A 23213-nucleotide genomic window follows, 5' to 3' on the forward strand; every position below is an offset into this window, starting at 1 on the left:
TGTTAATATGAAGCATCGTCGGATCGCCTCTTTGGCTTGTTTCCGGTCGTCCACTATTCTCCGGTCGGGCCTCTTATCTCTCACGGTGTTTTTGACAGCCCATGGTCAGGCCGTTGGGCAAGGCTTTGATCGGACGCTGCCTACGGCGGTTGTCGATCGTTATCTTGTGTCGCAAGGGCAGCCCTCCACGTCCGGCGTGAACGGGGGCTTGCTATGGTGCCGCGTTGGGCGCCACGTGCGTCTGGCGGCGTTCAGACCACATCCTCCGGTGTGCAGTCGGGCAGCTTGCGGTTCTTTATCCCGGCGATTCAATATGACAACTCACTGGTTTTCTTTGATCTGCGCGGCCAGTTCGGGAGCGGGTCTGCGCGGCAAGGATCGGTCGGTATTGGCTATCGTCAGATACTGCGCAATGGCGTGTTTGGCCGCGAAGCAATAGTTGGTCTCAATGCGTTTGTTGATGTTTTGGAATCGCAGAACGATGAAACCTATGTTCAAGGATCGCTTGGTGCCGAACTGATCACTGAACGGTTCGATCTTTTTGCAAATTATTATCTCTCTGGCGAAGATGCGAATAGCCTAACCAATCAGGCCTTGAGCGGCGTTATCGTCCAAGGCACCCAGATTGTTAACCAAAGCGGAACTCGGAGCAGCGTTGAGCGCTCCTATTCCGGTCTCGATCTGGCCGCGAGCTTGAAATTCCCGCTATCGGACGACACGCTTTTTCGACTGAACGGCGGCTATTACAATTTCGGCGAGCATGGCGACCGGTTCGAGGGTGGATCCATCGGGCTTGGGGTCGATTTCGACAATCCTTTCGGGATTGACGGCGGACGTTTCAGCATCGGCGCGGAGCATCGTGATGATAGCCGCCGGGGGCGCGACACTGTTGCGTTTATGCGTCTGGACATTCCATTGGGGCAGCGAGGTCGACGGGGCGGCTCGGACCGCAGCTTGACCGATCTGAACCGGGAAATCACTCGTGGCGCGCAGCGGCGCGATTGGATTTTCACCGATTTGGAAGAGGTGGATAACGTTACCGCCACGCAATTGACCGATGTGGGTTCGGGTGAGGGGCTGAACGCATATTTTGTGGCTGCGGCGGATCTGGGAGTCGGGGATTGCACATCCGATGCTGCAGCCTGCACATTTGCAGGTGCACAAGCTGACGCCGAAGCGGGCGCAGGTGATATCTTCATCGTTGTCGATGCGGCTGGGGCGATTGGATCGGTTTTGACGCTTGGCGCGGATCGGCAGCAGCTTGTGGGCGGCGGCGATACAGGCGCGGCGACGGTCCAATTGAGTGATGCGGCTGCGAGTGTCTTGACACTCAGCGGTTTAGGAGGGCGACCGACGATTGCGGGCGTCGATGTGGGTAGTTTTGGTGGCGTAACCGTTTCGGGTATCAGCACAAGCGGGCCAACCGCGTTGAGTGCGACCGGCTTTACCGAAGACTTGACGATAGACAACCTGCAGACCAATGGCGGCGGGATCAACCTGGTTGGGAGCAGCGGTGCGACCGCGACCATCAGCAATTCGACCCTGAACGGGGGCGCGGGCGCGGCGCTGACGGCGTCGAGCACGACGGCGGGTGGCTTACTGCTGAATGTCAGCGATACGACCGCGAGCACAACAGGCGCGGGCCCTGCGATCGATGTCTCGGGCACCAATGCGGGCGATTTGGTCGTCACCGGATTTGCCGATAACACGGCGACCGGCACAGGCGGCGTCAGCTTCGATAACGTGACCTTCGACGCCGACGGTAATCCGGGCAACGGGATCAGCCAGGTAAGTGGCGGTAACCTGACAATTGGCTCAGTAGGTTCTCCGGTGACCGGTGTTGGTCTGAACCTGAATGAGGTTCTGGGCGATCTTGCGTTTGGTACGCTTAATATCACCAATACCGGCGGCGCGGGTCTGTTTGTGCGTGATGATGCGGGGAAACTCGGCAGCTTCGCGCTGAGTAACACCGGCGGCACGATCAACACGACCGGCGGCACAGCGGTTGATATCGATCCCGTGACGCTCAACATGACCCTGGATGTAGTCAATGCAAGCGGCGGCGCGCATGGCGTCTTGCTGGATACGGTCACCGGCACGTTCAACGTGACTGGCGGCGCGATCACCGGCACGACCACGGCCGGATTGGCAATTACCAACGCCGACATCAATGTCAATTTTGGCGCGACGATTACCAACACAGCCGGTCAGTCGTTCAGTTTCACGGATAATAGCGGTGGTACGGTCAATCTGACCGGAGCGATTGCCGATACCGGCAGTGGGATCGACGTCTCCAACAATTCTGGTGGCACTGTGACCGTCAGCGATGCCGATATCGGGACGGTTGGCGACCCGATGACGACCTCCGCACTGACCGTGGCCACCAACACTGGCGGCAGCTTCACCTTCACGCAGTTCGACAGCGTGAGCGCGGGCGGCAATGCGGTTAGCATTATAAATAACACTGCCGGCGCTTCGATCGCCATCACGGATGGGACGATCATCCAAGATAACGGCAGCGGCGCCCGGTGGCGGGCGATGCCCTGCGGGTAACAGGTGGTGCGGCCACAGTCGATATCGGGGCGGATATCATCAAATCCGGGGATGATGGCGCCGCGGTTGTTGTCGATTCAACGGGCGGCACAACCACGATCTCCGGCACAATCACCCAAACCGGCGCGGCACCAGGCGGCATCTTGGTGCAGAACTCCACCGGCGGCGCTGTCAATTTCACCGGATCGGCGATTTCGCTCACCGGAAGCGGCATCAATCTGGTGAACAATGCCGGTGCGGTGAGCTTTGAGACGGGCACCTCAGTGCAGATCACGGATCGTCCGGGCAACGGTATTTCGCTCTCGGGCAATGCGGGCTCGGTCAGTTTTGGTGGGCCTGTCTCGATTGACATGGGAACTGATACCAACGCGGCTGGCATCGATGTGTCCGGCACCAATGGCGCGATCAGCTTTGGCGCGGTGACGATCACCGATGTGGGCGTGGGCACCACCCAGACCGGGATCGATTTCTCAGGCGCGACGTTGAGCGGGGCCTTCACGACGACATCGGTGGCGATCTCTGGCCCCGCCACGTCGACTGACTCCATTGGCGTCAACCTGACGGGCTTGACCGGCAACCAGACGGTTGCACTTGGCGAGCAGATCGCCGGTGGCGCGTCCAGCTCGATCACCGATCTGCATCGTGGCGTTGTCATCGACAGCACCGCCGCCGTCCAGTTCACCTTTGGTGATGGCGAAAGCGCAACCGACACCGGTTCCAGCATCGATGTGAACGGTTTGGCGGGGTCCTTTACTGTGGATGCGGGCGGCGGCACGCTTGGATCTTCGACCTTTAACTTCGTTGATGTGGTTATCGGGTCGGGCGATGTGGCGAACTTCCCGGTTGCTCCGACAACACCGGTCTTTGTCTCCACCGCAGGCGGCACGATCACGGCGGGCACCAACGGGTTGAGCGCGGATGTTGTGACGATCAGCGTCGCCGATGCCGAAGCGCAGGCGGATACGGATCAGACCTTTGTCTTCATCGGCGATGCCGGTGGCGCCATCGATATGAACGGCGGAGGGACGGACGGCTTCACGCTGGATGCCGGCCAGAACATCATCGGCTTCGGCGGTAGCACACCGATTTCCTTTGGTCTGATCCAGCCGGTCAATATCACTGGCAATCTTGGCCCAGTTGGCGGCACCCTGACCGGCAACGCCGTGACGGCAAGCAACAGTGCCGCCTTGGGTGACAGCGTGCTGACCCTTGTTGGGGCGGATGGCAGCATGGTCAGCGGGTTCGACATCGATGGGTCGGGGTTGGGTGGTTTTGCCGTCGACATCGGCAGTATCACGACAACACTGACGCTGGCTGACATTGCGGTGACCAATGTCGGGACGGGCACCAATGGTTTGAGTGTGTCGAGCTCAAGCGGTGACCTCGCCTTCAACAATGTCGATATCAGCGGCACTGGCGGCATTGCATCGATCAGCAACAATTCCGGCAACATCACCTTCGACGCCAATTCGACGTTGAATTCGACGACTGGCGCGACAACCGGACTTACGGTGACCGGTCAAAGTGCGGGGACGGTGGCCTTCAACGGCGATGTGACGGTCAACGCGTCCAGCACGGCGCTTGGCGTCAACGTCACAAGCAACACCGGTGGGACGATCAGTTTTGCCGGTGATCTGGATATCGACACGGTCGGTGGCACGGGCTTCACCGCCACCGGTGGCGGCACGATCGGTGTTACCGGCACGACGGCAAGTGTGACTAGCACGGCGGGTCAGGCCGTGAACCTTAACGGCATGACGGCGGGAATTACTTTCACCGATGTGAGTTCGACCGGGGGCACCAGTGGCATTGCTTTGGTCGGTACCGCCGGCGCCTTCCAGGTGTCCGGTGCGACGAATGTGAGCGCGCCCACGTCCCAGGGCATCGCGATCCTAAACAGCTCGGTCGATGCGTCATTCAATGGCACGACCAATGTGGAAAACGCGGCCTTAGATGGGGTGTCCCTGGTCAACAACACCGGCAATATCGGCTTCGCGAATCTCACCATCGTTGACCCCGTCGGGCGGGGTCTCGATATCCGAGACGCGCAGGGCGACGTCACGATTGGCGGTGGGTCTTACACCAATAGCGGTCCAGGTACCGGCTTCCCGGTCTTGATACAAAACCAGGCGGCGTCCAGCACGATCAGTTTCACCGATTTCGATATCACCGTGACAGCGCCCAGTAATGCCAATCCTGATGTGTTCACCATTCAGAACGCAGCCGGTACGATCAATGTCACGGGCGGCACCTGGCAAGCGACGAGCAGAGACCGGATTGTCGATATCAGCTCTGGCAGCGCGACAATTGTGATCGGCGCGACAATCCAGGGCGTCGGGGCCGCAGGAGCAACAGCAAGTGCTGTCGAGATCAGCAATGTGGCCGACGGGTCGGTCACATTCAGCGGTCCGATCACCCAGTTGGGTAACGGATCCGCCGTTGAGTTGCGTGGCAATACAGGCGGCACGTTTGGCTTCGAAGGCTTGGTCAGCGCCACGAATGCCACCAACACGGACACGCCAATCGATCTGACCAATAATGGCGGCGCGACGATCACCTTCTCTGGTGGGATCGACCTTACCACCGGCGCGGCCACTGGCTTCAATGCCAGCGGCGGCGGCACGATCAATCTGAGCGGGACTACCGCCAGCGTCACGACCACCGCGGGCACGGGCGTATCCCTCGATGGTGTGACGGCAAATACAACTTTCACCTCGATTGATGCTGCGGGCGGCGCAAACGGCGTTTCCCTCAATGGCGTCAGCGGCAGTTTCGCAGTGACCGGAACAACGACGATCAACGGCTCAACGGGCGCGGGCATCAGCCTGACATCGACGGGCGCCGCCGTCAGCTTCGGTCAGACCAGCATCGCCAACCCCGACACGAGCGGCTTGGACCTGAACGGCACGATCAGTGGCGCGGTCAGCTTTGCCGACCTCGACATCGCGCTTCAGGCGGACAACACGGTTGGGATTGATGCCAATGGCGCCATCCTCAATGCCAATGTCACCGCGACCGATTTCGATCTGACCTCGACCAGCGCCACCGGCACGATTGGCGTGGACCTGTCGGGCACGACCGGAACGGGCACGATCCGTCTTGGGGATACAGACGTGAATGGCGAAAGCGCCAGTATTGCCGGGGTGAACGAGGGCGTTCTCTTCTCGGCCACAACCAACACGACCCTTGTCTTCGGCGATCGTGAGTTGATCACCGATGCGGGCTCGTCGATCACGGCCACGACCGCGATTGCAGGCACGCTGCCGACCAATGGCAGCTACAACTTCCTGGATGTTGGTGTGCTGACCGGCAATACCAGCGGATTGAGCGGCCCATCGGTCTTCTTCGCGTCGCAAACGGCGCAAGGCACGGGCGACGGCAGTTCGGTGGCCAATGCCGGGACGCTCACTGCGGCCGGTGCGGCGGCAAACATCGACGCCGTGATCTTGGTCGATACCGATCTTGATACCAATGTCGAAACCGTCACCTTGGGCGCGACCGGCTTCGTGCTGGATGACGGGCAGGTGATTGTCTCGCTGGCAGGCGGCGGTTCCATTGATCTGACAACACTCGGCGTCACCGCGGCTGGTGCACCGGCAAGCTTCCAGTTTAATCCGACAGTGGTGAGCGGCGGATCGACGGTCTCGGTCTCGGTCGCTGAAGTTGACAGCGCGCATCTGCTCGTGACCTCGGCCGACGGGGCAGGAACGATCCAGTTTGCTGGGGCGGGTGCCGTGTCCAGCCTGGCCGTTGCAAATACGGGTGCTGGGAACGGCATTGATGTCGACGTGTCCAGCGCTCAGCCGGTGATCCTAAGTAACAACACGGTCACAACCAACACCGGCACCGCTTTCTTCATCAATACCGGCGGTTCCCTAACTGTCACCGGCTCTGGCAACACCGCCGTCGCAACCTCCGGCAGCGGCCTCTTTATGGGGAGCGTCACCATCGGCGCGGCGGGTCTGGGCTTTGACTCAATTGCCTCGACCAATGCAACGGGACGCGGCATCAACCTGATTTCTCTGACAGGTGGCACGCTCAGTATCGAGACCGCAACGATCACCACCCCGAGCGATCGCGGCGTGTTCATTTCCGGCGGCTCCGCGTCCTACAATATCGGCACGGGCGCAGGCGGTCTTGTGATCGATGGGGCCGGCACGACGGGCCTTGAGATTAGCTCGACCACAGGCGGCACGATCAATGTCGGAACCGGGGCCAGTTCGGGCGGCGTCCAAATTGGAGCGTCCACAGCCGTTGGCGAGCAAGCGATTTTCGCCAGGGATGCCGCCGGCACGATCAATATCGGTAACAGCACGACGCAATCAGTGCTGGCCGGCGGTGCGTCGTCGAGTTTGGTGGAGGCGGTTCGGCTGATCGGCAACAGTGCCGACATCATCATGACCAGCCTGGATATCAATCAGGCTGGCACCAGTAGCAGCGGCACCGGCCTAGCGGCCTCCACCAATACCGGCAGCTTCACGCTGAACGGCACCAACACCATTGATGGCTTTGGTGGAGAAGGTCTCCTCATCGTGGGCAGCGATGCCAGCATATCGAATGTCACCATCGGTGCGTCGCTAGGCGCCAATACCAACGCTCTCCGTGTCATCGACGGCGGTCAGGCGATCGAGGTCTCCCTCGACAACGTTACCATCGCCGATGCGACCGGCCAGGGCATCGTCGTGGATGGCAGCGGCGCGGGATCGGTGACGATCACCTCCTTCTCGAACAACACCGTGACCGATGCGGGCGCGGGCGGGGTGCTGTTCAACGATGTGACCTTCGACAGCGACACGGGCACCGTTGGCAATCAGACTGTCGCCTTCGGCACGCTGACCATCGGAACCCTGGGCGATCGGGTGGAGGGCCCTGGCGTCAGATTCTTCGATCCGACCGGCGATGTCTCCATCGCGACGCTCAACGTGTTCAACAATGGTTCGACGGGCTTCCTGGTCGATACCAAGGGCGTGGCACCACGTTCAACCTGAACACCGGGGCGGGTGTCGTCGACACGACAAATGGCACGGCGCTGTTCCTCGATCCGCTGACCGGCAGCGTGACGCTCAGCAGCGTGAGCTCGACCGGAGCCGGCACAAATGGCGGTGTCTTCATCGATCAGTTCGACGCAGACGGCGGCGCCGGCGATACGGCGCTGTTGATCGGCACGCTGAACATCTCGGGGTCGAGTGGCACCGGCCTGCAAATCCAGGACTCCACCGGCGTCTTCACCTTCGGCAACACGACCATCGACAACAGAAGTTCAACCGGTGGCGCCGTTGCGATCAGCCAGGCGGCAGGCGACGCCACGACCGTGAGTTTCGCCGGCGACCTGGATATTGATGTCAACGATAGTACGGGCTTCTCCGCGGTTCGGGGGCCGGCACATCCTTGGCGGTCAATGTGGCCGCCGCCGGGGCTGCAACGATCACCAGCTTTGGGAATGGGTCGGCGTTGAGTATTGATGGCGTGGCTCTTGACGCGTCTTTTGACACGATTAACGGCGTCGTGTCGGTGTTGAGCAGCAATTCTATGGTGCGTGTGGCGAACTCGACCGGTACCCTTAGCATTGGCGGCGGCACCATCATTGTGAGTGGCGCCCGGCAAGCCTTCGACCTCAGCGGCAACAACATGACCTTCTCTGCCGGAAACGTCGTGGAATCGTTCGGGGCGACGGGTTTCCTTCTGAATATGACGGGCAATACCGGCGGCACCTATACATTCTCGGGGCCTTTCAACGACTCAGATTCTGGTGACAATGACGCGGGTGGCCTGTTCTTCTCGGGCAACACGGGCGGCACGACGCAATTTAACAACAATGTCGAAATCCGCACGACCAACGCGCCTGGCTTGGATATTAACAACAACGCCGCTCATGCGATCCGCTTCGCCGGCACCGAGACGCTCATTGAAACCGATGGGATCCTGACGGTCGAGATCACCGGCGGCGCGACGGTGAGCTTCGACTCGACCACCGTGAACCAGATTACAAATGATAGCGGCCGGGGGGTCGTGATCAATGGCGGCGGCGTTGTGACCCTAACAGGCGGCATCGATGTCCAAACCAGTTCGGGCGGTGCCGCGCTGCAAATGACGGGTGTGACTGTCGGCGCGGGCGGGATCGCCTTGGGCAACGTCTCCTCCAGTTTGAGCACCTTCGGCATTCAAATCTCAAATGTGACTGGCGGAGACATCACCATCGCAGGAGGGGCTATCACAGGTATCAGTGGCGGCGGTATCGGCGTCGATCTTGACGCTCTTGGCAGCAATTTCAGCTATGGCGGGACGATCACGAATCCAGCCAACACCCGGTCTGTCCAAGTCACGAACTCAGGCGGCACCTCGGCCAACACGATCACCTTCTCAGGCGCGATCAGCGACTCCGGCACCGGTATCTTCTTGGATAACAACGATCAAAATGCCGGGGCCACGATAAACTTGACTGGTGGGGTAACGCTCAACACCGGCGGTATCTCGGCGTTCCGGGCCTTTAACGGCGGTACGGTGAATGTGACCGGTACGAACAACACGGCGACGTCCACAACCGGCACGACGGTACGGATTGAGAACACCACCATCGGTGGTAGTGGCGTGACATTCCAATCGGTATCGGCCAATGGCGCGGCAAATGGGATTGTGTTGAGCAATACCGGCGCAGGCGCCTTCACGGTGACAGGAATCGGGTCCACCGCCGGGTCGGGTGGCACGATTCAGAACACGACGGGCGCTGGCCTTTTGTTGAGCAATGCGCAGAATGTCTCAATCAGCAATCTGAACATCCGGGATACCGGTTCACACGGTATTCAGGGCATCACGGTCACCAATCTCGATCTGACGAATGTGACCATCGATGATGCTGGCAATGCGGTGAATGAGCATGGGATCAACATCCAGAACCTGCTTGGCACGGTTTCGGGGGCGCTAACAGTGTGTTCACTGGGGTGACTGTCACCGACGCATCGGGCAACGGTATCTTTGTTCGGAATTCTTCGGCAACCGCGCCGGGCAACGCGGCAAATGCGGATAGCCTAAGCATTATCGACAGCGTTATTGCACGCAGTGCGGTGAACGGGGTTCTGGTTGAAAACACCATTGGCGGAACCGGCAATCTGGCGCTCACGATTACCGGGTCGACATTTGACGACAACGCTTCTTCCGGGATCGCGACCAATGCCAATGCCGGTATCCTTCAAGCGACCATCGGGGGAAGCGGTGCAGGGCTTGCCAATGACATCGGGGTTGCGTCCGGAACGCAGAACAACGGCGTCTCCGGCGGAGCGACGACGACGGGTCGACTGGTCCTGGATGTTATCGGGAATACGATTACGACGAATGATGACGGGTTGGGCGCCGGTGGCGTGGGCGTTGCCTCCTTCGACAACGCTCAGATCACAGTGACCATTCAGAGTAACACGCTCACCTCGCTGACACCGGCTGTTGGCAGCCCAGGCGGCACCGCAGTGGGCGGCATTTCGGTGATCAACGAGGGGAGTGGCTCCAACACGGTTCTGATCGACAACAACACCATCACGATCGTCGATGGGTTCGGCATTATCGCGAATGCTCAGGGCGGCGGCGCCGGGGATATCGACTTCACCATTACCAACAATGATATTTCGGTCACCGGCGCCGACATTGTGAACACCAGCATCAGTGTGGAAAACACCGGAAGCGGTGGACAGTCGTTGTGCCTGAACATAACCGGGAATACATTGGCGACTGCGCCGGGGTCGAATGCCGACGTCGTTTTGAACAACACCAATGCGGGCAATGTGTTCCAGGTGCAGGGCTTGGCGGCAACCGATAGCACATCGCCGGATCTTTCGCCGAACTCGCAGCCAGTCGAAATCCTGATCAATGGCAACCAGACCAGTTCCCCCGGCGGCACAATTGTGAACCCAGTCGAATCTGTTGGATCATTTACGGTTGGCACCTGTTCCACGCCATAAGAGCCAATCCGCCATACCAGATATCTCTTGCGGGTCGAGAGTGCGTCCCGTAGCCTTTCCCTTGGGTCAATTGGTTAATTCCAAGCTTTCAATAAGAAACCGGCAAATAATACAGGAGGGGATGGTGTCAGAACCTTTTTTGGCGGAGGTCCGCATTGTTGGCTTCAATTTCGCGCCAAGAGGATGGGCGTTTTGCGATGGGCAGATCCTTCCCATTAATCAGAACCAGTCTCTGTATTCCCTTTTGGGGACGACTTATGGTGGTGATGGGCGGACAAGTTTCGCGCTGCCGGACATGCGAGGCCGTACGCCCATTCATGTGGGGAGCTCAAATGGCGACGCAGATCATCGGCTTGGCCAGAAAAGTGGTGAAGAAACCCACACGATTTCAAGCGCCGAGATGCCGTCACATAATCATCTTTTCGTCGGCGCGACGGCTGATGTCACAACGCCGGATCCGCCGAATGCTTTGCTAGGGACAAATAGCGGAAATCCCTATCATGAGCCGGATACGCTTGTGACGATGAATGCTAATTCGGTCACCAATGTCGGCGGCGGCCAAGGGCATAACAATATGATGCCCTATTTGGCCCTCAATTTCTGCATCGCCCTTCGGGGCTTGTTCCCGTCGCGAAATTAGGAGGCCGAGATGTCCGAGCCATTTGTCGGGGAAATTCGCATGTTCGCCGGAAATTTCGCACCGCGCGGATGGGCGTTTTGCGATGGTCAGCTTTTGGCCGTAAGCCAGAATGATGCACTTTTTTCCCTTTTGGGAACCATCTATGGCGGCGATGGCCGTACCACATTCGGCTTGCCTGATCTGCGCGGGCGCGTGCCGATACACGCGGGTTCGGGGCCAGGGCTCAGCCAGCGGCGTCTTGGATCGAAGGCCGGGGCAGAAAACGTCACGCTGACGGTTAACCAGCTTCCTCCGCATCGCCATGATTTGCGCGCGTCGTCGTCGATCGGGAACGCCAGTAGCGTGTCAGCACACATGTTGGCGCGCGTGACGGCTGGCAACCTTTACTACGAAGTTGGGCAAACGATGCCGCCCGCTGAGGCGCTGGCGCAGCAATCGATGACGGATATTGGCGGTAGCCGGAGTCATACGAACCTGCAGCCTTTTCTGTGCATCAACTACATCATTGCCCTTTTCGGCATTTATCCCAGCAGAACCTAGGAGGCGATCATGTCAGAACCTTTTGTCGCCGAGATCCGAATTTTTGCGGGAAACTTTGCGCCGCGCGGATGGGCTTTCTGCAATGGACAGCTTTTGCCCATTTCGCAGAACGCCGCGCTGTTTTCTTTAATCGGGACGACCTATGGCGGGGACGGACGGTCAACCACCGCACTCCCCAATTTGCAGGGGCGTGCGGCGATGCACCCAGGCCGCGGACCCGGGCTTACCTCACGCCGATTGGGCCAACGCGGCGGTTCCGAGCAGGTTTCTTTGTCCGAAGCGCAGATGCCAAACCACAAACATAGTGTGCAAGCGATCCCTCGTAGCCAGTTCGTTCAAGGGAACTCACTGGACCCGGCGGGGAACTTTGTTGCCGGCCCCCAGACAGGAAATGCATTTGTACCGACCAACCCCATGCCCGGTACGGCATCATTCGCTGACGCGGCGCTCACATCGGCCGGTGGTTCACAACCTCACAACAACATGCAGCCATTCCTTGCGATAAATTTCATCATCGCACTGGTTGGTCTGTATCCGTCACGAAGCTGATCTGTAGGGAAGGGAATGCCGCCATGAGACCGCTCGAACCGATCCCCGCAGGGATTGACGAAAACAACGAGATAATCCCCTTGGGGCCGGTGGATACAGCCACTGACTCGTCTCGCTTCCAACTCTTCATCGCTGCGGTGAACGAGAATGCTGAGCTCGTCTACACAAATCAGACAACTCTTAACGGCCCGTTCCAGAAGAGCTGGACCCGTATCGGCACAGATGACTTCATGGGGGGTGTTGCCAGTGGCACCACGCTTGATGGCCGGGTCGCCATTATAGCGGTCGAGAAATCCGCTCTCGAAGTGCACTATGTCGCGGAGGCACCACAAAACGCCGATGGCGAGGACCGGTGGCTTCCGGCGGAGAACCTGGGGCGGCCCAAAGGTGTCCCCAGTTTTGCCGAGCTCCAACTGATCCGTGGCGTTGATGGGCTGGACAATGTCTTCGGCGCCAGCACTGCCGATAACAAGACTTCGCTTTGGTGGACATACCGCAATCCGCCAAAGATTGTGACTAAGACGATCGAGGTGACGCCGCCCGGGTCCGACACGCCGATGAAGATCACCGTGCAGGAAACCGCGCCGCCCGATACGCCCTGGAGCGATTGGATCAACATCAATGGGGCGTTGGTGGGCACATTTCATAAGATGAAGGCCGCCAACAATGCTGATGGGCGGATCGTCCTGACCGGTGTTGATACCAATGGTCGGCCATGGGTGTCGCAGCAGAAATCCGACGATCCATTTCAAAAGGAATCCTGGACGGATTGGTGCATGCCGGGCGGCGAAGCTGCCCCTGCGGCCAGCGCGATCACACCAGCCCTGGGCGCAGATGGGTATGTCAGTGTCTTTACATCGACCAATGACGGGTTGCTCCGGTCGCGCCAAGCAAAACCCGGCGGCGCGCTTTGGGGGCCGCTGAGCGCACCGGGCCAGATTCAGGACAATGTCAGCACCCATGCGGTGTCGATCGATGCTGATGGTCAATTCTATTTGGCCGTTCTCAACTTCACGCCGCCTGGAGAGACAAACACAATCTACGGTGTGCAAGAGGTCAGCACACTTGATGCCCGATGGACCAGTTGGCAGCGCATCTCGAGTTTTTCTGACCCTGACGGGTTGCAGTTGCACTACAATGCTGACGGTACGCTGCTCCTGTTTTCGATCAACAAGAAGACCCGCACGCTTTGGTCTATGCAGCAGGTCGCGAAGAACAGCACTGAATGGTATTATTTCTGGACCGATCTCGGCGGCCGGCTCATCGATTTCAGCGTGACCCAGGATTTGACGCCCTCCTGAATCGTGTCTGCAGCATCCCCACCCTCTGGGCCTTTCGCAGCGGCCCGTTGCCCGCCGGGGCGTCACGCGGCGGCGCTCGGTATCCGCTATCGCCCGATCTCGGACGCGGATATGGCCTTTCTAGAGGCGCTCTACCGCTCGACACGCGAAGGTGAGATGGCCGCGACGCCGTGGAGCGAGGCTGAAAAGCAGGCGTTCATCGCCATGCAGTTCGATGCCCAGCACCGCCATTACCAGGCCAACTATCCGGATGCGGATTGGCTGGTGATCCTAAAGGGCGAGACCCTGATTGGGCGCCTCTATCTTGAGCGCTGGAGGTGTGAACATCGCATCATCGATATCGCGTTGATGCCAGATGCTAGAGGCGGAGGTGTGGGCACCGCGATCCTGAAAGATGTGATGGAAGAGGCGTCCGCCGCAGGGAAAGTCGTGGGGATTCATGTTGAAAAGACCAACCCTGCGATGACGTTATATCTTCGGCTTGGGTTCGCGGTGATCGAGGACAAAGGAGTCTATGATCTGCTGTCGTGGCGGGCCGTGGAATGATGGTGGACCCTGGTCAGGTGAAGACAGCTTCATATTGCGTGACGTCATCGACCTGTCCCACTGGCACAATAAACACCTCGAACTGTCCGAGGGCCTTTGATTTCATCGCATAGACACCCTGATCAAGGATCGGGTCGAGGGGTCCCTCCCAGAGAAGCGCAAAGGCGCCGCCATCCCGCGCACCTTGGCCCTTTGGCGTCACCTCGACCAAATCTAGCGCCAATTCCTTCTCGCCAAGAACAAGGGAAAAAGGTGATTTCAACTGCGGTTGAAAGTCTGAGATCGTAAAGTCTTGGTCCATTAATCGGGCCTCGTCGATGGTTGAGCGGGTGCGCCACCGGGTGCTGCAGAGCTTGAGTATGACACCCTGGACAGTGAGGCGAAACCCCAAGCGCTCCTGCAGAATGGTGAGTGTTGTTGCCGTTGGGAGAGCCCGACATGGATCACGAGTCGGGACCGCAAATGGGGTCATCGTCACAGCAGCGTGTTATATCTTTCAAGCCGTGCCCGATGCCCTGGCGGGCATCATTTTCCTCGTTGCGTCCCGCTCGGAGAGTTTGTTATACGCCGCTAGTCAATGCCTCGATGGGGCTGATGAAGACAGTATCGGTTTGCCGCCTTAGCTCAGTTGGTTAGAGCGCTGGATTGTGGATCCAGAGGTCCCCCGTTCAAGCCGGGGAGGCGGTACCACTCTCTCCTGCCGCGTATTTTTCATGACATAGACGCCGTTTTGCATGTGGTCGTCACTCCGCCGCTGTTCTTTCGGTTTGGTGTTCTTGGCGCAAAACCTGAGCCGATTGGCGCACCACATCCGAGATTTGGTGCAATTGATCCGCCAAAGGGTTCGTTTTGCGCCAGATTATTCCAATGGTGCGCGACGGTTGTGGCGCCTCAAACTGCGCGACGGAGACTGGAAGCGGACCGAGTCTCGACAGGAACCGCCATTTCCGGGATCAGGGTCACGCCGATACCTGCGCCAACCATCTGCACCAGGGTGGAGAGCGAACTGCCATCCAGGCCCTCACGCGGCAGCGCCGATTGGAGATTGCAGAACGACAAGGCTTGATCGCGAAAACAATGCCCCTCTTCCAGCAACAAGAGCCGCATCTCGCGCAGGGTGTCTTTATCCGGCACGGGTTTGTCTGCATCCACATCGGGGCGCACCAAAACGAAGTGCTCGGTAAAGAGCGCGACCTCCGCGAAGGCAGGCTCCGAGACTGGAAGGGCAACGATGGCCGTGTCCAAGCGCCCTTCGGCCAGTTCTTGGAGCAGTTTCGGCGTCATGGTCTCGCGGACATGGAGATCGAGGCCGGGATAGGCGTGGGTCAGGTTGCCAATGATTGTTGGCAATAGATAGGGCGCGATGGTCGGGATCACACCAAGGCGCAAGCGGCCCGACATCTGATCTCGGGAAGCGCGGGCCAACTCGCCCAACTCATCCACCGAGCGCAGGATGTCGCGTACGCGCAGCGCAAACTCTTCGCCAAAACGCGTCAGCCGGACCTGCCGTGCCCCCCGTTCGAAGAGGACCAAACCCAAAGATTGCTCAAGTTCTTTGATTTGCACCGACAAGGCAGGTTGCGAAATCGCAGAGGCCTCTGCGGCGCGGCCAAAATGGCCGTGAAGCGCTAAGGCCTCGAAATAACGCAGCTGTTTCAAAGTGAAGTTTGCCATAACTTCCAGATTATTACGCTGATCAGGAAATGCAACTTAAACAAATGGCATCACCTTGCTAAAGTCGCCTCAACGACGGTCGAGGAGATTCCCCAAGCTTGGCGCAGTGGCATTCAGGGCTGTGTCGGGTTTTGGGCGATTTTGATGGACCGCCAGGACTTTTAACATCAGAGCATCTACCAAGTGGAGAAAGACATGGACGGAAACAATGTGAACGGCCTCGGCGGTTGCCCCGTAGCTCACGGTGGCAACACGTCGTTGGACAAACCGGTCACCAAATGGTGGCCAAATGCTCTGAACCTAGACATTTTGCATCAGGGCGGGGCGCGGACCAACCCGATGGATGCCGATTACAACCATCGTGAAGCGGTCCAAACGCTGGATTTCGAAGCGGTCAAGAACGACGTCAAAGCGTTGCTGACTGAAAGCCAGGATTGGTGGCCGGCGGATTGGGGTCACTATGGCGGTCTGATGATCCGTCTCGCATGGCATTCGGCTGGCTCCTATCGGACCCAGGATGGGCGTGGCGGTGGCGGGGCGGGCAACATCCGCTTTGCTCCGCTGAACTCCTGGCCGGACAACGCCAGCCTCGACAAAGCGCGCCGCCTGCTGTGGCCGGTCAAAAAGAAATACGGCAATGCGCTGTCATGGGCCGACCTGATCCTGCTGTCAGGCACTATGGCTTATGAAGAGATGGGTCTGAAGACCTTTGGCTTTGGCTTTGGCCGCGAAGACATTTGGGGGCCAGAGACAGACGTGTATTGGGGCTCCGAGAATGAATGGCTCGCCCCGAGTGAGAACCGCTACGGCGATCTCGACAATGCTGAGACCCTCGAAAACCCGCTGTCGGCGGTCCACATGGGTCTCATCTACGTCAACCCCGAAGGCGTGAACGGCAATCCCGATCCGGCACGCACAGCCTTGCATGTGCGGGAAACCTTCGCGCGGATGGCGATGAACGACGAAGAGACCGCAGCTCTGACCTGCGGCGGCCACACCGTGGGTAAAGCCCATGGCGGCGGCGGTGCCCATGACCAGATCGGCGCCGAGCCGGAAGGCGCAGGTATAGAAGCGCAAGGCTTTGGTTGGGCCAACCCCGGTCACGAGGGCAAAGCAGCAAATGCCTTCACTTCGGGCATCGAAGGCGCTTGGACAAAAGAGCCGACCAAGTGGGACATGGGCTTCTTCGACTATCTCTTCGGGTATGAGTGGGAGCTGACCAAATCCCCTGCAGGTGCGCATCAGTGGACCGCCGTTGACATGCCCGAGGCTGAAAAGCCGCTGGATCCCTCCGATCCATCCGGCCGGGCGATGCCCCTGATGACGGATGCCGATATGGCGATGAAGGTCGATCCGATCTACAACGAGATCTGCCAGAAGTTCCGCGCCGATCCCGCGTATTTCGCCGACACCTTCGCCCGCGCGTGGTTCAAGCTGACCCACCGCGATATGGGGCCCAAGGCGAACTATTATGGCCCGAACGTTCCGGCGGAAGACCTGATCTGGCAGGACCCGATCCCGGCTGGCAATATCGGCTATGACGTCGATGCCGTCAAAGCCAAAATCGCGGCCAGCGGCCTGTCGGCTGCCGAAATGATCGCCACGGCCTGGGACAGCGCGCGGACCTTCCGCGGCTCGGACAAGCGCGGCGGGGCCAACGGCGCCCGCATCCGTCTGGCACCGCAGAAAGACTGGGCCGGCAACGAGCCTGAGCGTCTGGCCAAGGTTCTGGGTATTCTGGAGCCGATTGCCGCCGAAACCGGTGCATCCGTCGCGGATGTCATCGTTCTGGCCGGCAATGTCGGTCTGGAACAGTCGATCAAATCCGCAGGCTTTGATGCAACGGTGCCCTTCGCGGCAGGTCGCGGCGACGCGACGGATGCGCAGACCGATGCCGACTCGTTCGACGTTCTGGAGCCGCTCGCCGATGGCTTCCGGAACTGGCAGAAAGAGGCCTATGCGGTCTCTGCCGAGGAGATGATGCTCGACCGGGCGCAGCTTCTGGGCTTGACGGCGCAGGAACTGACGGTCCTTCTAGGCGGCATGCGTGTCCTTGGCACCAACTATGGCGGCTCGGAGCATGGTGTTTTCACCGATCGCGTGGGCAGCCTGACCACGGATTTCTTCGTCAACCTGACCGATATGGCCAATAGCTGGCATCCGGTCGAGGGCGGCACCTATGAAATCCGGGATCGCAAGACCGGTGCGGTCAAATGGACGGCGACCAGCGCCGATCTGGTCTTTGGCTCCAACTCGATCCTGCGCGCCTATGCCGAGGTCTATGCCCAAGACGACAACCAGGAGAAGTTCGTCAAAGACTTCGTGGCGGCCTGGACCAAGGTGATGAACGCAGACCGGTTCGACTTGGCGTAACCGAGATATTGAGCGCCTGGAGCAGTCTGGGCGCTCGCGCATCTAACCAAATCAAACGGCGCTCAGATCCCTGGAGCGCCGTTTTTTATCTGTCTCAGCCCGTGGTTAGGTCACTCGATCTCAATCGTCTGGCGCAGCTCACCGCTGTCCTGATCGAAAATCAGGATTGTGTCGTCGCCGGTCACCACCGCATACCACCCTGTTCCAACTGTGAACGCTGTGACCGCCGTGCCGTCGGGCAACACAATCTGATCGGGCAGGGCAAGGCTGCTCGGGGCCGGGAAGCGGGTGACAAAGGCCCAGATCACCGTTATCACCCCGCCGATCATGACCAGCGTCAGCAAGGTCACCAGATTGCGCAGCAATTTCAGGTGCCCCGGCAGGGGCGGATCATCGTCTTGCGGAGTGTCATTCATATGCCGAGTGTCCAGATCATCACGGTCCTGATCGGCCCGGACCCAGGCAGTCGCCTTGATAAGGCACTGGCCCGCGATGTGCCAGAGGCGGCAAGCCTGAGCCGCTCGCGGCTGTCACGGCTGATCGCCGAGGGGGCGGTGCGGGTGAATGGCGATGTGGTGACCGATGGCAAGGCCCGCGTGGCCGAGGGGGCGCAGGTCGAGATCACGCTGACCGAGGCCGCCGAGATCGAGACCCGGCCCGAAGACATCCCGCTCGATATCCGCTATGAAGATGACGATCTGATCGTGGTGAACAAACCGGCTGGCATGGTTGTGCATCCGGCCCCGGGCACCCCGGGCGGAACGCTGGTCAACGCGCTCTTGCATCATTTCGGCGGCAATCTCTCTGGCGTGGGCGGCGAGAAACGTCCCGGCATCGTGCATCGGATCGACAAGGATACGAGCGGCTTGCTGGTCGTCGCAAAATCGGACCGCGCCCATCACGGGCTGGCCGATCAATTCGCGGCCCACAGTGTCGAGCGGCTCTACCAAGCGCTCTGCCACGGCGTGCCAGATCCGGCAGACCCGCGCCTGCGCGGGATCAAAGGTGTGAGCTTTGAACCGGGCGGGGTTCTGAAAATCACGACGCAATTGGCGCGTCATAAGACCGACCGGCAGCGTCAGGCGGTGCTGTTTCACGGCGGCCGCCATGCGGTGACCCGGGTGCAGGTGGCCGAGACTTTCGGCGTGGCGGCGCGGGTGGAGTGCCGCTTGGAAACCGGGCGGACGCATCAGATCCGCGTGCATATGGCCCATGTCGGCCACGGGCTGCTTGGGGATCAGACCTATGGCGGCAAGCGCCGGATCGGGGCGAAGGTGGTGGGAGAAGACTTGGCCGCCGCGCTCAATGGCTTCCCACGCCAAGCGCTGCATGCGGCCAGTTTGGGCTTTAATCACCCGGTCAGCGGCGACTGGATGCGGTTCGAGGCGGATTTGCCGGGCGACATGGCCGATTTGCTTGCGGCGCTGCGCGGTTCAGCCCTGTAACTTGTGCACAATTGCACGTTACTTTCCTGTAATACGGATTGCCGTGCGCCTCCGCTGAGTCTATTTTTATCTCAACCGAGGCAAGCACAGGTCTTGACGTGCCGCCCAGGAATACCCAGGTTAACACTAAGTTAAACGAATTTACATTATTGACGCGCCGAACAGGGGGTCCGTGACATGTCGAATTATGCAAACCTTCCCGCCCCGTCCCCGGAACAGGGCCTGAACCGCTACCTGCAGGAAATCCGCAAGTTTCCGATGCTGGAGCCGGAACAAGAATACATGCTCGCCAAACGGTGGGTGGACCATGAAGATACCGATGCCGCGCATCAGATGGTGACCAGCCACCTGCGCTTGGCGGCCAAAATCGCAATGGGCTATCGCGGCTATGGCCTGCCGCAGGCCGAAGTGATTTCCGAGGCGAATGTCGGCCTGATGCAGGCCGTGAAACGTTTCGACCCGGAAAAGGGTTTCCGCCTGGCCACCTATGCCATGTGGTGGATCCGTGCCTCGATCCAAGAATACATCCTGCGCTCCTGGTCGCTGGTGAAACTGGGCACAACCTCGGCGCAGAAGAAGCTGTTCTTCAACCTGCGTAAGGCGAAGGCCCGGATCGGTGCCCTGGAAGAGGGTGACTTGCGTCCCGAAAACGTGGCTCGCATCGCCAATGATCTGGGCGTGACGGAAACCGAAGTGATCTCGATGAACCGGCGCCTGTCGGGCGGCGATGCCTCGCTCAATGCGGTTGTCGGCAGCGATGGCGAAGGGGCGACGCAGTGGCAGGACTGGCTAGAAGATGATGATGCCGACCAGGCCGGCGATTATGCCGAGCGTGACGAGTTTCAACATCGGATGGCCCTGATGGAACAGGCGATGGATGTGCTGAACGAGCGCGAGCGCGATATCCTGACCCAACGCCGCCTGAAGGATCAGCCAGTGACGCTGGAAGACCTCTCCGGTGTCTATGATGTCAGCCGCGAGCGCATCCGCCAGATCGAAGTACGGGCGTTCGAGAAGCTGCAAAAACGGATGCGTGATCTGGCCCGGGAAGACGGATTGATGCCCGCCTGATCCCACACATGATTTAGAAACTGCAGCGCCCTCGGCCTAACCGGCCGGGGGCGTTGTCTTTTACGCTGTCGTGTTCGGCAACTCGTCTTGGATGACGGCCCGCAAGATCGTCAGCAGCGGCCGCACCGGGTCCGGACGCATGGTGATATACGTATCAGCCTTATGCAGTCTCTTTGGTATCACCGGCCGCGGGTGTGGCGAGGGTGTGAACCGCCGGAATGTCCCAGGCTTCGGCGATCTTGGCGTTTACGAACCGCCACACCACAACCGCGTCGATCAGCACCGGCGTGTCATCCAGGGTCATTGAATCCTTCACATGAACAACCACCAGCTCATCCCCGATGGGCGTGGCCGAAACTGGATTGATCTTGAACGTCCCGTTTGTGGTGCCACCGATGCGCTCAAAGAAAGTGCGCAGACCGTTGAGGCCGACATAATCGCCCTCGATCCCCGGCAGCATGGGATTGAAGAAGTGCCACACAAACCCTTCGGCAAAAAGATCGGCGGCGCCGGCGAGATCGCTCAGATCGAGTTGGGAGAGCAATGCAACATTGGGGTGGGGATCAGTCATCTCGGGCTTCGCCTTCCGCTGTATGATATCAGACCCCAGACGCTAACCGCGTTCCAGCACGTGCGTATTGATCTCCCTCAAAGCTCCGGTCTTAGGCTGTCGATTGGCGGGTTTGATACTCCCGGTCCGCGCCGATCGACCGACAGATCCCGCCAGAAGCGCGCCACAGGTGAGTCGCGCGAGCTGCATGGGGCGATGGCTCGCGGAATCGCGGTCACAACACGGCCTCCGATTTCTCACGGTTCTGCGAGGTAAGTTACTGTTTTGGAGCGGTTTGTTGCGATTGATCACGGGGCCGTGGGGGCGCGTGACAAGGGGCAGGTGATGCAGATAGGTATGTGCACATACGCACCAATATTCGTCATTTCTCACGCTTTCGTGGGGTGAAACACCGAAACACACCCCCTAAATTCATCTCATCGGACGCAGACAGCGCCCAACACAACAACCAAGACACACGACAACACACACACCGAAAGGACACCCAACATGAAACGCATCGCACTCACCACCGCCCTCGCCCTGTCGCTCGCCGCTCCGGCTTTCGCAAGCGAGCAACTGGCCGCTTCCCTCGGCGTCGACGCCGGCGACTACACCGTGGCCGAACTGATCCAACTGCGTGACGCTTATGAGAACAACGACCGGGCTTATGTCGCCTTCCTGACCGGCGGCGGTTCGGAAACGATCTCCACGCAAAGCTTCGGTGGCGTTAACCGCGCATCTGAAATCGCGCTGAGCCAGCTGGAGCAGGATGACGAGCACATCCGCGCAAACTTCGTCCGCAACGGCGGCGCAGAAGTGGTCTCGACCCAAAGCTTCGGCGGTAACCCGGTTGTGGCAGACTTCGCGCTCCGCACCCTGCAGGAAGACGACGAGCACATCCGCGCAAACGCGTTCAACTAATCCCCCAAGGCAATCGGGGGCCTCTCCCTCCCCCCAAATGCCCAAACAAAAGCCCCCCTTGCAAATCAGCAAGGGGGGCTTTCTTGTGACTGGACGCTGATCTAACACCGCGTCCGAGCAGGGAGGCGACTATGACAAATCACATCCGTTGGGGCGTTCTGGGTGCGTCGAATTTCGCGAAAACCACGATGGCGCCAGCAATCAACGAGGCGCGGCGCGGTGTCTTAGCGGCCGTTGCGAGCCGTCATACGGAAAAAGCGGCGCCTTTTGCCGAACTGGCCCCGGGGCTCCGTGTTCATAACAGCTATGACGCGCTCTTGGCGGACCCCGAGATTGATGCCGTTTACATCCCGCTGCCCAATGCGCTGCATGTGGAGTGGTCGCTCAAAGCCGCCGAGGCGGGCAAAGCGGTTCTTTGCGAAAAACCCATCGCGCTTACCGAGGCGGATTTTGATCGGCTGATCGCTGCGCGGGATCATCATGGTCCCCTGATCGCCGAAGCCTTCATGCCGGTGCATCATCCGCAATGGACCAAAACCCGCGATTTGATTGCCGAGGGCGCAATTGGCGATCTGCATCACGTCACCGGTGTCTTCACCTATGGCCTGAACGATCCGGCCAATGTGCGCAACAGTGCCGATCTGGCCGGTGGCGCTCTGCGCGATGTAGGCGTCTACCCGATCGGTACGTTTCGGTTCGCCACCGGGCTGGAACCCGACGTGACCGGTGCCGAGATGATCCGCGAGGCGGGTGTCGACGCATCGACTTGGATTTCTGCACGAGCCGGGGAGGCGCGGTTGAGATTTCATGTCTCGATGCGGGCTTCGCGACGACAAGAGATGGTGTTTGAAGGCACCCAAGGCCATATCCGCCTGCCCGCACCATTCAATGCAGGCAATCATGCCGAAGCGCAGGTGCAGCTGTGGCGAGATGGCCGGGAAGACCGCATCTTCCGCTTTCCGAAAGACCGGCAATATGTGGCCCAGGTGGAGGCATTTAATGCCGCGCTTCTTGATGGTGCGCCCTATGCCTGCCCGCTTGAGTTTTCGCGTGGCACGCAGGCCATGATTGATGCGGTGTTTGAGGTGGCGTCTTGAGCTG

General features: G+C 59.7%; 18 protein-coding genes, 1 tRNA gene and 1 pseudogene. 16 read left to right on the forward strand and 4 right to left on the reverse strand.

What is annotated here, in order from left to right:
• Window positions 1–213 precede the first annotated feature (213 nt).
• The 10 genes from QTA57_RS08885 (at window position 214) to QTA57_RS08930 (ending at window position 14075) form a co-directional block, all read left to right on the forward strand.
• Window positions 214–2553 (forward strand): inverse autotransporter beta domain-containing protein, encoded by a 2340-nt coding sequence (locus tag QTA57_RS08885; RefSeq protein WP_290154631.1) that lies wholly within the window; start codon window positions 214–216, stop codon window positions 2551–2553.
• Entirely contained in the window at window positions 2529–7541 is a 5013-nt protein-coding gene (locus tag QTA57_RS08890) for a beta strand repeat-containing protein (protein WP_290154632.1), read from the forward strand. The genes QTA57_RS08885 and QTA57_RS08890 overlap by 25 nt, the downstream gene beginning before the upstream one ends.
• A gap of 83 nt (window positions 7542–7624) precedes the next feature.
• A complete protein-coding gene (locus QTA57_RS08895; RefSeq protein ID WP_290154635.1) occupies window positions 7625–8008 on the forward strand; it encodes a hypothetical protein in 384 nt (127 codons plus the stop codon).
• The gene (locus QTA57_RS08900; RefSeq protein ID WP_290154636.1) at window positions 7942–9495 is read left to right on the forward strand and encodes a beta strand repeat-containing protein; all 1554 of its coding nucleotides are present in this window, start codon (window positions 7942–7944) and stop codon (window positions 9493–9495) included. Before QTA57_RS08895 ends, QTA57_RS08900 begins: the two co-directional genes overlap by 67 nt.
• Window positions 9480–10499 carry a hypothetical protein gene (locus QTA57_RS08905; RefSeq protein ID WP_290154637.1) on the forward strand — a complete coding sequence of 340 codons (1020 nt, stop codon included), beginning with the start codon at window positions 9480–9482 and terminating at the stop codon, window positions 10497–10499. The genes QTA57_RS08900 and QTA57_RS08905 overlap by 16 nt, the downstream gene beginning before the upstream one ends.
• A 124-nt stretch (window positions 10500–10623) precedes the next feature.
• On the forward strand, window positions 10624–11139 hold the full coding sequence (locus QTA57_RS08910; RefSeq protein WP_290154826.1) for a phage tail protein: 516 nt from the start codon (window positions 10624–10626) through the stop codon (window positions 11137–11139).
• Between the two features lie 9 nt (window positions 11140–11148).
• Window positions 11149–11679, forward strand: coding sequence for a phage tail protein (locus QTA57_RS08915; RefSeq protein WP_290154638.1), 531 nt, complete (start codon window positions 11149–11151; stop codon window positions 11677–11679).
• 9 nt (window positions 11680–11688) lie between these two features.
• The gene (locus QTA57_RS08920; protein WP_290154640.1) at window positions 11689–12228 is read left to right on the forward strand and encodes a phage tail protein; all 540 of its coding nucleotides are present in this window, start codon (window positions 11689–11691) and stop codon (window positions 12226–12228) included.
• Window positions 12229–12251: 23 nt separating this feature from the next.
• Window positions 12252–13529, forward strand: a complete 1278-nt coding sequence (locus QTA57_RS08925) for a hypothetical protein (protein ID WP_290154642.1) — start codon at window positions 12252–12254, stop codon at window positions 13527–13529.
• A 3-nt stretch (window positions 13530–13532) separates the two neighbouring features.
• Entirely contained in the window at window positions 13533–14075 is a 543-nt protein-coding gene (locus tag QTA57_RS08930) for a GNAT family N-acetyltransferase (protein WP_290154644.1), read from the forward strand.
• 13 nt (window positions 14076–14088) lie between these two features.
• Here the strand turns inward: QTA57_RS08930 and QTA57_RS08935 are convergent, their stop codons facing one another.
• Entirely contained in the window at window positions 14089–14376 is a 288-nt protein-coding gene (locus QTA57_RS08935) for a DUF6916 family protein (protein ID WP_290154647.1), read from the reverse strand.
• 312 nt (window positions 14377–14688) lie between these two features.
• Here QTA57_RS08935 and QTA57_RS08940 point away from each other — a divergent pair.
• A tRNA-His gene (locus tag QTA57_RS08940) sits at window positions 14689–14765 on the forward strand.
• A gap of 53 nt (window positions 14766–14818) precedes the next feature.
• Here the strand turns inward: QTA57_RS08940 and QTA57_RS08945 are convergent.
• A pseudogene (locus QTA57_RS08945) lies at window positions 14819–15749 on the reverse strand (LysR substrate-binding domain-containing protein).
• Window positions 15750–15944: 195 nt separating this feature from the next.
• On the opposite strand from QTA57_RS08945, the gene katG reads away from it, so the two are divergent.
• Complete coding sequence (gene katG, locus QTA57_RS08950) at window positions 15945–18122, forward strand: catalase/peroxidase HPI (RefSeq protein WP_290154649.1); 2178 nt, start codon at window positions 15945–15947, stop codon at window positions 18120–18122.
• 110 nt (window positions 18123–18232) lie between these two features.
• Here the strand turns inward: katG and QTA57_RS08955 are convergent, their stop codons facing one another.
• Entirely contained in the window at window positions 18233–18538 is a 306-nt protein-coding gene (locus tag QTA57_RS08955) for a DUF6476 family protein (RefSeq protein ID WP_290154652.1), read from the reverse strand.
• On the opposite strand from QTA57_RS08955, the gene QTA57_RS08960 reads away from it, so the two are divergent.
• Together QTA57_RS08960 and rpoH are read left to right on the forward strand one after the other, a co-directional pair.
• Entirely contained in the window at window positions 18539–19567 is a 1029-nt protein-coding gene (locus QTA57_RS08960) for an RluA family pseudouridine synthase (protein WP_290154655.1), read from the forward strand. It abuts the gene before it with no gap.
• Between the two features lie 177 nt (window positions 19568–19744).
• A complete protein-coding gene (rpoH, locus tag QTA57_RS08965) occupies window positions 19745–20638 on the forward strand; it encodes an RNA polymerase sigma factor RpoH (protein ID WP_145215851.1) in 894 nt (297 codons plus the stop codon).
• A 160-nt stretch (window positions 20639–20798) separates the two neighbouring features.
• Here the strand turns inward: rpoH and QTA57_RS08970 are convergent, their stop codons facing one another.
• Complete coding sequence (locus tag QTA57_RS08970; protein WP_290154657.1) at window positions 20799–21209, reverse strand: nuclear transport factor 2 family protein; 411 nt, start codon at window positions 21207–21209, stop codon at window positions 20799–20801.
• Window positions 21210–21698: 489 nt separating this feature from the next.
• On the opposite strand from QTA57_RS08970, the gene QTA57_RS08975 reads away from it, so the two are divergent.
• Together QTA57_RS08975 and QTA57_RS08980 are read left to right on the forward strand one after the other, a co-directional pair.
• Window positions 21699–22112 carry a hypothetical protein gene (locus QTA57_RS08975; protein WP_290154006.1) on the forward strand — a complete coding sequence of 138 codons (414 nt, stop codon included), beginning with the start codon at window positions 21699–21701 and terminating at the stop codon, window positions 22110–22112.
• 131 nt (window positions 22113–22243) lie between these two features.
• Window positions 22244–23209 (forward strand): Gfo/Idh/MocA family protein, encoded by a 966-nt coding sequence (locus QTA57_RS08980; protein WP_290154659.1) that lies wholly within the window; start codon window positions 22244–22246, stop codon window positions 23207–23209.
• The last annotated feature ends 4 nt before the right edge of the window (window positions 23210–23213 follow it).

The organism is Fontisubflavum oceani, from assembly GCF_030407165.1.
Lineage (GTDB): Bacteria > Pseudomonadota > Alphaproteobacteria > Rhodobacterales > Rhodobacteraceae > Rhodophyticola > Rhodophyticola oceani.

What these genes read in the sequence shown, in the direction of transcription:
- katG (WP_290154649.1), top strand. Translation starts at nt 15,945, where the DNA reads ATGGACGGAAACAATGTGAACGGCCTCGGCGGTTGCCCCGTAGCTCAC.
- QTA57_RS08915 (WP_290154638.1), top strand. Translation starts at nt 11,149, where the DNA reads ATGTCCGAGCCATTTGTCGGGGAAATTCGCATGTTCGCCGGAAATTTC.
- QTA57_RS08960 (WP_290154655.1), top strand. Translation starts at nt 18,539, where the DNA reads ATGCCGAGTGTCCAGATCATCACGGTCCTGATCGGCCCGGACCCAGGC.
- QTA57_RS08920 (WP_290154640.1), top strand. Translation starts at nt 11,689, where the DNA reads ATGTCAGAACCTTTTGTCGCCGAGATCCGAATTTTTGCGGGAAACTTT.
- rpoH (WP_145215851.1), top strand. Translation starts at nt 19,745, where the DNA reads ATGTCGAATTATGCAAACCTTCCCGCCCCGTCCCCGGAACAGGGCCTG.
- QTA57_RS08885 (WP_290154631.1), top strand. Translation starts at nt 214, where the DNA reads ATGGTGCCGCGTTGGGCGCCACGTGCGTCTGGCGGCGTTCAGACCACA.
- QTA57_RS08980 (WP_290154659.1), top strand. Translation starts at nt 22,244, where the DNA reads ATGACAAATCACATCCGTTGGGGCGTTCTGGGTGCGTCGAATTTCGCG.
- QTA57_RS08970 (WP_290154657.1), bottom strand. Translation starts at nt 21,209, where the DNA reads ATGACTGATCCCCACCCCAATGTTGCATTGCTCTCCCAACTCGATCTG.
- QTA57_RS08975 (WP_290154006.1), top strand. Translation starts at nt 21,699, where the DNA reads ATGAAACGCATCGCACTCACCACCGCCCTCGCCCTGTCGCTCGCCGCT.
- QTA57_RS08955 (WP_290154652.1), bottom strand. Translation starts at nt 18,538, where the DNA reads ATGAATGACACTCCGCAAGACGATGATCCGCCCCTGCCGGGGCACCTG.
- QTA57_RS08925 (WP_290154642.1), top strand. Translation starts at nt 12,252, where the DNA reads ATGAGACCGCTCGAACCGATCCCCGCAGGGATTGACGAAAACAACGAG.
- QTA57_RS08935 (WP_290154647.1), bottom strand. Translation starts at nt 14,376, where the DNA reads ATGGACCAAGACTTTACGATCTCAGACTTTCAACCGCAGTTGAAATCA.